This window comes from Coleofasciculus sp., from assembly GCF_046539235.1.
In the GTDB taxonomy this organism is placed as follows: Bacteria; Cyanobacteriota; Cyanobacteriia; order Cyanobacteriales; family Coleofasciculaceae; genus Coleofasciculus.
The window spans coordinates 1-12,747 of sequence record NZ_JBKHHI010000174.1 but is presented as its reverse complement, the minus strand read 5'-3'; the positions used below and the strand labels follow the sequence as shown (position 1 = coordinate 12,747).

The window sequence follows — 12,747 nt, the reverse complement described above, 5'->3', positions numbered from 1 at the left end:
AAATTCCCTTGCCGTTGGATTAATAGGGGAACCAGTTCTCCCGCCCGAATCAACGCTTGTAAATGCGCTCGCTGAAATGCCAATCCCGACTCTTTTAACGTGGTTGTACCTAACTTCACTTGCCCCTCGACAATATATTTGTTCCACGTCTTAATCGGTAGTTGAGAAACAAAGGCTTGATTGACTTTTGTTTTATTATTCGTCGTATTGGCTTGGGGATCACGGGGAAATACGGCAACCACTCGTGGCGGCGCAAACTCTTCCACGGCACGTTGCGCTAAGACTAGGTTCACTTCCCCATTCTTAGTCATTGCCAGAAATGTACCCACCGATTCAATCCCAGCTTCTTCTAAAACCTCAACATCTAGACCACTGCTTTGGAACACCCGCAGATTTTCCTCCTCGGCTTTTTGGCAGGCTTCGGGATCAGTGTCGATGAGGACAACCTCTTCTCCCTGTTCTTGAAACAAACGCGCAATCAGACGACTCAAAGGATTACAGCCCACAATCACCGCACCTGTTGCCTTTTCCTGGGGATTCAGTTGTAGCCATTGGGCAACCCAACGCGCGGTTAAGCCTTGTAAAAAGACGGTCATAATAATCGTCAGGAAGACCAGGGCTTTAATCGAATCTCCCCCATTAATCCCGCGTTCGGTGAGAAGAATCGCAAATAAGGAAGCGACGGAAGCGCTGACAATTCCTTTGGGCGCAATCCAAGATAAAAAGATTTTCTGTCGCCAATTTAAGCCGCTATTCCAGGTGCATAAACTGACACTCACCGGGCGCACCAGGGTCATTAATGCCAAAACGGTGAATACACTGCCCCACCCTAAGGCAAAAACACTGTCGATGGACAAATCGGCGGAGAGGAGAACGAATAGTACGGAAACCCCAAGCACCGTTAATTGTCCTTTAAACCGTCGCAACAGCCGCTCTTCGGGTAGAGAAGACGCACCGACGACGATTCCGGCGACGACGGTTGCCATCAATCCGGATTCCGAGCGAATGGTTTGTGCCAAGCCAAATAAGCCTAACATCCCGGCTAACACCACCAGGTTTTTCAGGTCTTCTGAGAGAAAATCGGCTCGTTTGAGAAATAAACCCAGCAGCCAGCCACCGATACCGCCAATCACACCCCCAATACTGAGGCGTAACCCTAGACCGACAATGGCAGCAGAGGCGCCCGCCTCGCTGTTGAGAATGGTATCGAGGACAACAACGGATAGAATCGCCCCCACGGGGTCAATTAACACCCCTTCTCCTTCTAAAATGGCGGCAACTCGTCGGTCTACTTTTACTTGTTTAAGCAGTGGACCAATAACCGTAGGACCGGTCACAACCACGAGAGCCGCATAGAGAAAGGCAATTGACCAGGGAAATTCTCCTAACCAATGGGCAGCCATCCCACCGCCTAGCAGGGTAATCAGCGTTCCCAGGGTGACGAGGTTTCTCAGAGAACCTGATACTTTGCCTAAGTCGCGCAGGTTGAGGTTAAGTCCCCCCTCAAACAGAATTACGGCGACTGATAAGGCAACAATGACTTCCAATCCCACTCCCAGTTCTTGGGGGTGTAATAAACCCAAACCATCGGAGCCGAGAGACACGCCGAAGATGAGCAGGAAGACGATGCTGGGGACTTTTAGGTACTCGGCAATCACCTGAGCGCTGATTCCAGCACAGACAGCGATGACCATTTGTAGGGTTAATTCAAAAGATCCTTCCATAGGTATGCTTGTCGCAGGTGATCGACTGAGTTCTAGATGCCTGATGATTGGCTCTATCTAAAAACATGAGCAAGTTGAGTTCATCAAAGCCTAACTATATTACTGTGAATAAGCGGCAGGAGTGATTCGGTTAACCCGTCGGGTATGACGCTAACGTTGATCCTAACGCGGCTACGTCTATCTATCTATAAGCCAGTCAGTTTTTGGTGGACTTGTCGCTCTACCAGCAGGTTTAGCTGACTTGATCACGACGATAGTTATTCCTAAAGTTACGCTGATCGGGGTAGTCAGAGTTTTTTATTTTTAACTGAAAAGTCATAATTGAAAAGTCACCGTTTGATTAGGTCGCGCCACGGGTTGAGTCACGGTGAAGGCAATGGCAACCTGTTGGATGGCAGCAAAGTGAACGACTGGCGACCAGCAGCACTCTAACTTGTTCGTTTAAATATGAATCGTCAAACATTTATTTCGGGACGCTCAGAGAGTCGAATTCGCAAAACTCAACGTTGGATTGAGCGGATGTGGGTGTTCGGCTTACTTTTAGCCGCTTTGCTCTTATTTTGCATGAATCTGGATAGTCCACCTCTCTTAGATGGGGGTGAACAAACGATCAATCAGGTCGCTGGTGAATTAACTACCACGCCTTTGGCATCTTGGCAATGGTTTTATCCCACGTTGGGGGACAAATCTTATGTTGAAGATCCACCCTTACTGTATTGGCTAATTGCTTTGGCTTATAAGACAGGGAATAATAATACCTTGATCACACGCTTACCGACTGCCCTTCTGAGCGCTCTGTCTGTTCCCCTTTTCTATGGAATCGGTCGAGAAATTTTCCCATCTCGTCAAAATGCGCTTTTTTCAAGCTTCATTTATTTAACTGTATTACCTGTGGTGCAGTATGGACGTCTCGCGATCGCAAATAGTGCAGTGTTATGCTTTGTCATGCTGATGATGGTATGTCTGTTGCGATCGCGTCGTGATTTTCGTTGGTCATTGCCAGCCGGTATTGGATTCGCTTTAATTTGCCTGACTCAGGGAATTGGATTCGGATTGCTTTTGCTGGCAATCGGTTTGATTTTTATTGCCTGGGATACGCCGAGACTGCTCAGATCTGGCTATTGGTGGTTGGGTTTGATATTAGGTATCATCCCCGGATTTGTTTGGTATACTCTACCCTGGATTGAGGGTCAAGCATTTCTCACTGCCAATCTGATCCAAGAATCCCTACAACCCTTTTGGCATTCTGTCAATATTCCCAGGACTCTTACTGGCTATTACGATTACCTATTGGAGTTCTTAAAATTCTCGGTTCCCTGGTTACTATTTGCGTCTTATGGATTAGGGTTGGCCTGGACTCATCGCAATTGGGGTTGGGCAAAACTCGTATTGGTTTGGACGGGTGTTTATGGGGGAGCCGTTTGTCTAATCGGGTCTCCCTTATCGGCCTATAGTTTACCAATCTACCCCGCTTTAGCCCTAGCGGGTGGCGCTCAACTTGCCGCCACCTGGAATTCGCCCCGCTCTCAATCCTATCCTCGCCTCTGGGTATTTGGATTGAGTCTCATGTCTTTAGGGGCAATCGCCGCTACTGTTTATTTCCTACTAGAAACCTCTGGAAGCCTTTTACCTGTCGTTTCTAGCTCCGTCGCCTTAACCTTCGCGATCGCGGCTATCCTCGTGGCTCGACGCGACATCCAATTTATTTTCATTTTGTTTTGGGGGATGTATGTGTCTGTGTTATTGTTGATCACCTCTCCTCATTGGATTTTCTCTTAGCCATTTCATCTAATAGCACAATGTATCCCCCGCTGAATCTTCTGGATTCTAACGGGGGTCTTTTTTGCCAACTCCAATAAAAATCCTATCGCCCAACCATCAGGTTAGGACGCGGACTTATCTGTTGTTGCTACTGTGACTCAAGCCAATTGAAATGCTGGTAAATAGGGGAGCATCTTTAGGCTTTTAGCTTTTCCTTAGCCATCGCCTGAGTCTTACTCATCAATTTCCTCTTCTGCGCCAAGTTGCTTGAGATGAATGTGCTTACGACCTAAGGTGATTTCAAATTCATCCCCAGGTTGTAAACCCATCTGTTTCGTATAAGCAGAACCAATAAGCAGATTACCGTTAGATTGCACAGAGATGCGATAGCTCGCACTCCTACCCCCGCGTCCATTGCCATTGGCTTTGCTATCTAATTCAATACCCTCAGCGTCAATCAGCGCATTCAGGAATTTCATCATATTGACGCGCTCTACATCGTTTTTAGTTACGGTGTAGTAGCCACAGGCTCTAGCTTTTTCTTCTTTGCTGAGGTTACCTAGCTCTCTAACTTTCTCAAGCAGTGCTTGACCCTCTAAGGGTTCCATCTTGGACTCCATTTTTTTCTTTTTAGCCATCAACTTGAATCTAAACCTAAACAGTGAGGTCTCAGGTAGCGATTTCGCTATACTGATACATAACCAAGATAACAAAATCTTGGTCTTATATCATCCTCTATAGAACTATATTACACGGATACTGTCAACTTGGTTGCTTATATTTGTTGAATTTATCTGTTTAACAAATCAACCGCCGACTGGAGAACGTGTCAGCCATGGATACGGAGTGATAAGGTGAGGCGTTTCCAGTTGATCGAGTCAGCAACAAAAACCAATGATGTGTAAAACTCAGGATTGATGGGAGGCGTTATCAGGCTTCAGGAAAAACCCACCTGGTTATATTTGACAGTACAACCTTCCGGGGACGTCAATAAAAAAAAACCGTTCAACTCTTAACCCTGTACAACCCAACCTGAAACTGGCTGAATTAGACTCCAGCTTCAAACCAACTCCAAGCTAGGAGAGATTACAATCCCTATGAAGTTGACAACTCGCGGACATTATAGTGTTAAAGCGCTCCTTGATCTCAGCCTACAGCCCGGTTATGGACCAACATCCGTTAAAATGATTGCCCAGCGCCAAGATCTACCCGCACCATATTTAGAGAAACTACTGATTGAAATGCGTCGTGCTAATTTAGTGAATTCAGTACGGGGTTCTCAAGGTGGCTATAAATTAGCTCGCGAACCGGCAAAAATTTCTCTGGGTCAGATTTTAGAAGCTGTTGGTGAAACAATCGAACCGTTACACCACCACCAGGCAGATGCCACTCAAGCCGAAGACTGGGTAACTTTAACCTTGTGGCATCGACTGCATGAAAAACTCAAAGATGCCCTATATAGCATAACCCTTGCCGATCTTTACTATGATGCTCGAAGTTGGCAAGCGGCTCAAGGAGAACAAACCAGTTTTGTGATTTAATAGAGGCTTTGATCTCGAATGACCATAATGAATCAACTGATTACCTATCAAGGGGGCTGTCACTGTGGTTCTGTCCGTTTCCGTGTGACAGTTGACCAGCACGAGGCAATCGATTGCAATTGTTCAATTTGTCACAAAAAAGGCTTCATCCACCTAATTGTACCCCCGGAACGGTTTACTCTATTGAGTGGGGCTGACGCTTTAACAACTTATACGTTTAATACCCATACCGCTAAACATACATTCTGCCGTATTTGTGGGATTCACCCCTTTTATCGTCCCCGTTCTCATCCCCAGTCGATTGATGTTAACCTGCGTTGTCTTGATGGTGATGTCCTGTCTCGATTTGCCAGAGTGCCGTTTGATGGTGCCAATTGGGAAGATAATATAGATACGCTCAAAGGCGACCAGATTGACTAGAAGTGTCATTGTTTTATTACTTGCCGCCAGTCTAGATTACTGGATAGGTGATCCTTGGGGTTGGCTTCATCCCGTCCAAGTCATGGGTTGGCTGATTTCTCACTTTAGCCAATGGATAATTCACAATCTTTATCGTCCCTGGAAACGCCGCCTCGCCGGAATTGGATTGGGGTTAGGATTAATTATCGGTAGTGGAATGGCAGGATGGTTCATCGTGTTGGCAGCAAACTGGTTTCATCCTTGGGTAGGGATTGGGGGTGAAAGTATTCTGCTGGCAAGCTGTTTTGCCGGTCGCAGTTTACGAAATGCGGCTGATGATGTGGTACAACCGCTAACTGATGGAGAGTTAGAGCAAGCGCGTTCTCGTTTGCGTCAATATGTAGGTCGAGACACAGAAAAATTGACAGCACCTGAAATGTTTCGGGCGGTTCTAGAGACCATCGCCGAAAATGCCACGGATGGTGTTACAGCCCCCTTATTCTATGCTATTATTGGCGCATTTTTTCCGATAGTGGGTAGCGTTCCCTTGGCTTTAGCCTATAAAGCGGCTAGCACTCTAGATTCAATGATTGGTTATCGACGCGAACCTTATACAGATTTAGGGTGGTTCAGTGCTAAACTTGAGGATTACTTAACCTGGCTACCCTGTCGGCTGACGGTAATAACCTTAGCCCTTTTGTCAAGAAAACCTCAAAAAGTGTGGAGTTTATGCTGCCGAGATGCAACCAGCGATCCTAGCCCCAATTCCGGTTGGAGTGAATGCGCTTATGCTGCTATTCTGGGCGTACAATTGGGGGGAACCAACTGGTATCAGGGAGTTGCCAAATATAAACCCCTTTTAGGTGATCCGGTTGCTCCAATTACACCGACCAAAATTGACCAAGGGTTACAGTTAACCCGATACTGCTGTTTGATTTGGCTGGTCATCGCGATCGCAATACTGGAGTCTTCTCATTTATTCCCATCCTTATATATATGGCATCAAAACTCGATTCTCTACTAGCTAAGCGAAGGTCATACCTCAAAACCCCAAACTTAAACAAAGGGCGGGTTTTGCCACCAAACTAGGAAAGACAAAACCTCAAACTTAAACAAAGGGCGGGTTTTGCCACCAAACTAGGAAAGACAAAACCTCAAACTTAAACAAAGGGCGGGTTTTGCCACCAAACTAGGAAAGACAATTTATATTAGTCCCTAAACCCGCCCCTACTCAAAACTATATGCCGTGAACAGTCAGCCACTCCCTCTAGACAATCTCCCTAATTCTCTCCCCTAGTCCTATCCCATCCGCCATCAAACCAGCAACGAGAATGCCAACTCAAACTATTGAAATTCTCTCCCCTGAAGAACTGCGCCGCACTGTCACTCGTTTGGCATCTGAGGTGATTGAACGCGCCGGAGATGTGTCTAAACTTGTCCTTTTAGGCATTTATACTCGCGGAGTTCCCCTCGCCAAGCTGCTAGGACGGCAAATTGAAATGTTAGAACAGGAATCAGTAGCGGTAGGCGCGATCGATATTACCTTCTACCGCGATGATTTGGATCAGATTGGCGTCCGTACCCCAGCGAAAACCGAGATTTCCTGCGATCTTTCGGGCAAAATTGTGGTATTGGTCGATGATGTTATCTATAGTGGGCGCACGATTCGCGCCGCCCTCAATGCGGTGACGGAATACGGTAGACCTGAAGTGATTCAGTTATTAGTTCTGGTCGATCGCGGACATCGTGAGTTACCGATATGTCCCGACTTTACAGGCAAACAGCTACCCACCTCTAGAGACGAACAAGTTAAGGTTTACCTGCAAGATTTTGATGGACGAGATGCTGTGGAGTTAATCAAAGTATTCTAGTCTATCTTTGGCTGAAACCTGCGGCAAACTCTCCTACCCTCCTACCCTGTTCTCATTTTCCAGCACGATGACAGAAACCCAAACGCGCAAAGCCGATCACATCAGAATTTGTCTCAATGAAGATGTGCAGTTTAATCAAATCACCAATGGATTAGAACGTTATCGCTTTACCCACTGTTGTTTACCGGAAATCAACCGCCATGAGATTGATATCTCTACCCGGTTTCTAGGTAAAACCTTAGGCGCACCCTTACTAATATCCTCCATGACTGGGGGAACCAAACCGGCGCAAACGATTAATTTTCGCCTTGCTGAAGTTGCCCAAAAGTATCAATTAGCCATGGGTGTGGGTTCCCAGCGAGTCGCTGTAGAGAATCCACAAGTAGCGGATACCTTTGCCGTGCGATCGCAAGCACCGGATATCCTGTTATTGGCGAATTTGGGTGCGGTTCAACTTAATTACAGTTACGGCTTGGATGAATGCTTGCGCGTGGTGGAACTGTTAGCCGCCGATGCCTTAATTTTGCACCTCAATCCTTTACAGGAATGTATTCAAACGAACGGAGATACAAATTTTCGCGGCTTACTTGACAAAATACACAAATTGTGCTGCAAGTTGCCTGTGCCTGTGATTGCCAAAGAAGTCGGCAATGGCATCTCAGCCCCCATGACACAGAAACTCCTCGACGCGGGTGTTAGCGCCATTGATGTCGCGGGTGCAGGGGGAACCTCTTGGGCAAAAGTTGAAAGTGAACGAGCATTAAATCTCAAGCAACGTCGCTTAGGACAAACCTTTGCCGACTGGGGATTACCCACAGCCGATTGTATCACCAGTATTCGAGACATTGCCCCAGAAGTCCCCCTAATCGCTTCGGGTGGATTACGCAATGGGTTAGAGGTTGCCAAAACCATCGCGTTGGGTGCGGATTTAGCTGGATTAGCCTTTCCCTTTCTCCAAGCCGCATCCGAGTCTACAGAGGCGGTGGATGAACTCGTAGAATTATTAATCGCAGAAATAACCACGGTACTCTTCTGTACAGGAAATGCCAATCTGTCTCAATTAAAACAATCTGACGCCTTACAGAAGTGAGGATAAATGCTCGTAGTAGGCGCTTTAGCGCTTACTACAAACTCTAAAGTCAGTGACATTCAAGTTAGTATAGAAGCAGTTGTGCGTCAGGATAGCGATAGTTTCCTAGTCTGACACTCAGCGCTGGTTAAAACAAGTCCATACAGGAAAGCCTATAACGGAGCAACCCATTAATCAACTCAATCCACGAACTAGGAAACTTGACTCTCTGTTCAACTCTTATCATAAATCCATTGGAAACGCTTCAGAAAACAACTAAACATAAACAAAAGATAACGAATAACGGATAACCAGAAAATGCGTAAATTCATTACACAAACCCTTGCTAGTATGTTGGGTAGCCTACTTGGTTTTACCTTATTTTTCGGTATTGGCACTGTTGGACTGGTTAGTTTAATTATCACCGCCGCATCCAGAGATACTGGACCCCAAGTCAAAGATAAATCAATACTGGTTTTTGACTTATCCTTAACGGTTCGGGATACCGATCCCACATCCAGCACCAGTCGAGCGATTGAAGAAGCACTATCTGGAGAAGAAACCGACACGATTACATTACGCAAGGTTGTCGATACCTTAAACGCGGCGGCTGAGGATTCCCGGATTGTGGCGCTTTACCTGGATGGATCACAGACAAGTACCAGTATTGGTACAGGATTTGCCACGCTAAAAGAAGTCCGAGAAGCATTAGAACGGTTCAAAGAAAGCGGCAAAAAAATTATTGCTTATGATGTTGATTCGGGAGAAGGAGAATATTATCTGAGTTCAATCGCAGATACAATTGTCCTGAATCCCATGGGCAGCGTGGAAATGAATGGCTTTAGTTCTCAGCCCATGTTTTTCACTGGAGCCTTGGAAAAATTTGGCATTGGGATTCAGGTGACTCGGGTGGGTAAATATAAGTCAGCGGTGGAACCGTTTGTGCTGCAAGAATTGAGTCCAGAAAACCGACAGCAGATACAAGCGTTACTAGAGGATTTGTGGTCAGAATTTCGGACAACGGTGGGGAAAAGTCGTCAAGTAACGCCCCAAGAGTTACAAGCGATCGCGGATAATCAAGGTATTGTCTTAGCATCGGATGCGATCGGACGCCGCTTAGTTGATAAAGTGGGCTATTACGATGAAGTCATCACTCAACTTCAGGAACTCACGGGTGAAAGCGAAACAGAGAAATCATTTCGCAAGATTCCTATGTCTACTTATGCGGATATCGCAGATAAACCTGAACATCAACGCGCTTCTAAAAATAAAATTGCCGTCCTTTATGCCAGTGGTGAAATCGTCGATGGTGAAGGAAGTGTCCAAGAGGTGGGAGGGGAATCCTTTGCGGCACAAATGCGGAAATTGCGCCTTGATGATTCAGTAAAAGCTGTTGTCTTACGGGTGAATAGTCCAGGGGGTAGTGCTACGGCGTCTGAGATTATTCAACGGGAAGTAAAACTCACCCGCGACTCCAAACCTGTAATTATTTCCATGGGAGATATTGCTGCATCTGGGGGATATTGGATTTCCACTTATGGTAACCGAATTTTTGCCGAACCCAATACAGTAACGGGTTCGATTGGCGTGTTTGGATTACTGATGAATGTCCAACAAATTGCCAACGAAAATGGGATTACGTGGGATGTCGTGAAAACAGGGCGTTTTGCGGATACCCAAACCGTTTCTCGTCCCAAAACCCCTCAAGAGTTAGCCCTGATTCAAAAAATAGTTGACCAAGTTTACTCTACATTCTTGGACAAAGTTGCCGAGTCTCGTAAGCTACCCAAAGATAAAGTTGCCCAAATTGCTCAGGGGCGAGTTTGGTCAGGTATTGATGCCAAACAGTTGGGGTTAGTGGATGAAATTGGCGGACTTGATGATGCGATTGAGTATGCAGTAAAAGAGGCAAATTTAGGTGAAGATTGGAAATTAGAAGAGTATCCGCGATTCCAAACCTTGGAAGAGCGTTTGATTGAAGAGTTTGTCGGGAATGATAGTAATAAAACGCGACAGCCTGATCCCTTAATGGCAGAGTTCATGAAATTGAAAGAGGATTTGGCAATGTTACAAGCGCTGAATGATCCGAAAGGGATTTATGCGCGTCTACCGTTTAATTGGCGCTTCGATTGAGAAAAGTAGGCGATTAAAATCGCTACACAAACCAAGTCCGCCTACGCGGACTGGATTATAAAAGGAGTCGTTAAGTAAACGAAATAACTATGACAACTCAAATTACCATAACTTTGTCAGATGACATATACCAAAAAGCTGAATATTTTGCCCAAATGACTAACCGCAATGTGGCTGATGTCTTGGCGCAAGTCATTGACCTTTCTTTCTCTCCGCTTACGCCCAAAGCGGCATGGACTGAGAATAGAGAAAGTTTATCAGTTGCTACGCTTTCTAATCAGGAGGTTATTGCTTTAACTGAATCGCAGATGACACCTGAACAAGACCAACGATTAAGCGAATTGCTCTATAATCAACAGGCGGGAACGCTGACAGATGCTGAACGTTCTCAACTGTGGGCTTTGATGCAAGTTTATCAAGAGAAACTATTACTTAAAGCTCAGGCATTACGTGAGGCAGTTCAGCGAGGCTTGCGAGAACCTTTAAATACATGAACACAGGCTGGATATCGGAAACAGTGCGGGACAAAATTCGCACCCAAGCTGGTAACCAATGCGGTTACTGTCGTAGTTTACAGAAATATGTTTTGGGAGTTTTGGAAATTGAACATATTATTCCTAAAGCCAAAGGAGGTACAGATGAGGAAGATAATTTATGGTTAGCTTGTCGTCTATGTAACAGTTATAAGGGGATACAAAGCGATGCAGAAGACCCACTAAACGGAAGGGGGATCTAAAGGGGGACTTTGATCTACTGTACTTTATTACAGCGCAAAGCGCTGTAAGATATCCCCCACCTCAAATATCACTGGTAAGAACAACAACCGAATCCATCACCTGTGGTGAGAAATCTCATGCAACTAAAGACGGAAAAAAGCACATTATATTCAGAAAATCTGTAGGGTTTCTAGCTTGGGATCAATTACGCCCAATGTTGTCTCAACTATTTGGACTTGAATAATTTATTAAGATAATCAAATCAGTCCTCCCCCTAATTCCTTATTCTTTTCCCATGAACTCGGTTAACTTCTGTTGATTAATCCAATCGCCGACAACCGAGACAAAAGCAGCCGTTGACTCATAAGGCAAAACATTTCGACCCGCAATTTTACACCCCTGACCTTGGGGCAAATGCTTGATATAGTAATCTAAGCGTTGCTCTGGTGTTTCCAATTTACCCTCGCGACTAATACTGCTGGCTTCTTCGCCTACTACCACAAATGTCGGTTGCTGAATGGAAGCAATAACCTGTTGATAGTCTTGTCGCCAGAACCCAGATAGGAACGAAAAAACGGCGTGGCGACTAGCGGTATCAACAGCACCCTTTTGCAGACTGTCTAACCATTGGTCATCAATATCTTCTGGTTCAGCAAATAGCTGCTTCGAGGAAAATGAACGCAAAAATTGACGGCGACGGGCGTAGCGATAGAATAGACTACCAAACGGAGAATCAAATAGATTCCAGGCAAGTTTGTGCTTCAATGGAGAGGTTTCCTGGGTCATTACAGCCCAAGACGGTGGACCCGATAATACCAATCCTTTGACATAATTTGATGCATCTGGCAACTGAACTAGAGAAAGGGCTACAGGCAATTCTGCACCCTGTACTACTATAATGGCGGGTTTTTTGACAATAGTCTGTAAAAAATAACCTAACTGTTGCGCCCAATCTGTAGGATGATAAGCCACATGGGGCATATCACTTTCGCCACATCCGAGTAAGTCTGGATTATAGATGGGTTGAGAATATCCCGCTTGATACCACTGTTGGCAAAAGCGATGCCAAAACCAACGGGATAAGCCGACGCCAATTGGATGCAGTAACACTAATGGCGTATCGCTAGCCTGATTCGGCTGATAATATTCGTAAGCACAACGATAATTACGCCAACTGTAAAACTCAGTTGTTGCTGATGCGATGGGGAAGTTTGAAGTAGTCGTCATAAACACTCAACAGTCAAAAGTAATAAATTATGTAGGGGCGGGTTTAGCCACTCAAAGGACTTGTCATCAATAAATGAACAACAAAACCCGCCCTAACTTATTGATAACATATCAACAAAACTCCCCCTGATTCAATTGTCGGGGTGTGACACAGTTCGTAGTCAGGGCTTTAGCCTTTGGTTGAGTTGAGCGAAGTCGAAACCAAACCGACAACTCAGTTGTTGCTGACGGGATGGGGAATTTGGAAGTAATCGTCATAAACACTCAACAGTCAAAAGTAATAAATTATGTAGGGGCGGGTTTAGC

Annotated in this window: 11 protein-coding genes and 1 pseudogene; 9 read left to right on the top strand and 3 right to left on the bottom strand. The window is 45.5% G+C overall.

Annotation, left to right across the window (positions count from 1 at the left end):
* The coding region (locus ACLFWI_RS16260) for a cation:proton antiporter (protein WP_446410132.1) at positions 1-1,724 on the bottom strand (1,724 nt) is incomplete at its 3' end.
* Positions 1,725-2,171: 447 nt separating this feature from the next.
* Here ACLFWI_RS16260 and ACLFWI_RS16255 point away from each other — a divergent pair.
* Positions 2,172-3,503: an ArnT family glycosyltransferase gene (locus tag ACLFWI_RS16255; RefSeq protein WP_446413778.1), complete on the top strand. Its 1,332-nt coding sequence runs from the start codon at positions 2,172-2,174 to the stop codon at positions 3,501-3,503.
* A 215-nt stretch (positions 3,504-3,718) separates the two neighbouring features.
* Here the strand turns inward: ACLFWI_RS16255 and ACLFWI_RS16250 are convergent, their stop codons facing one another.
* A complete protein-coding gene (locus ACLFWI_RS16250; RefSeq protein ID WP_006099102.1) occupies positions 3,719-4,123 on the bottom strand; it encodes an AbrB family transcriptional regulator in 405 nt (134 codons plus the stop codon).
* A 459-nt stretch (positions 4,124-4,582) separates the two neighbouring features.
* Here ACLFWI_RS16250 and ACLFWI_RS16245 point away from each other — a divergent pair, with 459 nt between their 5' ends.
* The 8 genes and pseudogenes from ACLFWI_RS16245 to ACLFWI_RS16210 all read left to right on the top strand — a co-directional run.
* A complete protein-coding gene (locus ACLFWI_RS16245; RefSeq protein WP_446413777.1) occupies positions 4,583-5,026 on the top strand; it encodes an Rrf2 family transcriptional regulator in 444 nt (147 codons plus the stop codon).
* A gap of 27 nt (positions 5,027-5,053) precedes the next feature.
* Positions 5,054-5,446: a GFA family protein gene (locus ACLFWI_RS16240; protein WP_446413779.1), complete on the top strand. Its 393-nt coding sequence runs from the start codon at positions 5,054-5,056 to the stop codon at positions 5,444-5,446.
* On the top strand, positions 5,439-6,449 hold the full coding sequence (gene cbiB, locus ACLFWI_RS16235) for an adenosylcobinamide-phosphate synthase CbiB (RefSeq protein ID WP_446413776.1): 1,011 nt from the start codon (positions 5,439-5,441) through the stop codon (positions 6,447-6,449). The genes ACLFWI_RS16240 and cbiB overlap by 8 nt, the downstream gene beginning before the upstream one ends.
* Before the next feature lie 307 nt (positions 6,450-6,756).
* Complete coding sequence (gene pyrR / locus ACLFWI_RS16230; RefSeq protein ID WP_446409069.1) at positions 6,757-7,296, top strand: bifunctional pyr operon transcriptional regulator/uracil phosphoribosyltransferase PyrR; 540 nt, start codon at positions 6,757-6,759, stop codon at positions 7,294-7,296.
* 67 nt (positions 7,297-7,363) lie between these two features.
* Positions 7,364-8,386, top strand: a complete 1,023-nt coding sequence (gene fni / locus ACLFWI_RS16225; protein ID WP_446413775.1) for a type 2 isopentenyl-diphosphate Delta-isomerase — start codon at positions 7,364-7,366, stop codon at positions 8,384-8,386.
* A gap of 297 nt (positions 8,387-8,683) precedes the next feature.
* Positions 8,684-10,498 (top strand): signal peptide peptidase SppA, encoded by a 1,815-nt coding sequence (gene sppA / locus ACLFWI_RS16220; RefSeq protein ID WP_446413774.1) that lies wholly within the window; start codon positions 8,684-8,686, stop codon positions 10,496-10,498.
* 89 nt (positions 10,499-10,587) lie between these two features.
* Positions 10,588-10,992 carry a hypothetical protein gene (locus ACLFWI_RS16215; RefSeq protein WP_006098790.1) on the top strand — a complete coding sequence of 135 codons (405 nt, stop codon included), beginning with the start codon at positions 10,588-10,590 and terminating at the stop codon, positions 10,990-10,992.
* Positions 10,989-11,231: pseudogene (locus ACLFWI_RS16210) on the top strand (HNH endonuclease); the annotation flags it as partial. The gene ACLFWI_RS16215 and the pseudogene ACLFWI_RS16210, both read left to right, overlap by 4 nt.
* A 265-nt stretch (positions 11,232-11,496) precedes the next feature.
* Here ACLFWI_RS16210 and ACLFWI_RS16205 read toward each other — a convergent pair.
* On the bottom strand, positions 11,497-12,441 hold the full coding sequence (locus ACLFWI_RS16205) for an alpha/beta fold hydrolase (protein ID WP_446413773.1): 945 nt from the start codon (positions 12,439-12,441) through the stop codon (positions 11,497-11,499).
* Positions 12,442-12,747 lie beyond the last annotated feature (306 nt).

Bases quoted from the DNA above. Each gene is read 5' to 3' on its own strand.
- ACLFWI_RS16255 (WP_446413778.1), top strand. From the start codon at position 2,172: ATGAATCGTCAAACATTTATTTCGGGACGCTCAGAGAGTCGAATTCGC.
- ACLFWI_RS16250 (WP_006099102.1), bottom strand. From the start codon at position 4,123: ATGGCTAAAAAGAAAAAAATGGAGTCCAAGATGGAACCCTTAGAGGGT.
- ACLFWI_RS16245 (WP_446413777.1), top strand. From the start codon at position 4,583: ATGAAGTTGACAACTCGCGGACATTATAGTGTTAAAGCGCTCCTTGAT.
- ACLFWI_RS16240 (WP_446413779.1), top strand. From the start codon at position 5,054: ATGAATCAACTGATTACCTATCAAGGGGGCTGTCACTGTGGTTCTGTC.
- pyrR (WP_446409069.1), top strand. From the start codon at position 6,757: ATGCCAACTCAAACTATTGAAATTCTCTCCCCTGAAGAACTGCGCCGC.
- fni (WP_446413775.1), top strand. From the start codon at position 7,364: ATGACAGAAACCCAAACGCGCAAAGCCGATCACATCAGAATTTGTCTC.
- sppA (WP_446413774.1), top strand. From the start codon at position 8,684: ATGCGTAAATTCATTACACAAACCCTTGCTAGTATGTTGGGTAGCCTA.
- ACLFWI_RS16215 (WP_006098790.1), top strand. From the start codon at position 10,588: ATGACAACTCAAATTACCATAACTTTGTCAGATGACATATACCAAAAA.
- ACLFWI_RS16205 (WP_446413773.1), bottom strand. From the start codon at position 12,441: ATGACGACTACTTCAAACTTCCCCATCGCATCAGCAACAACTGAGTTT.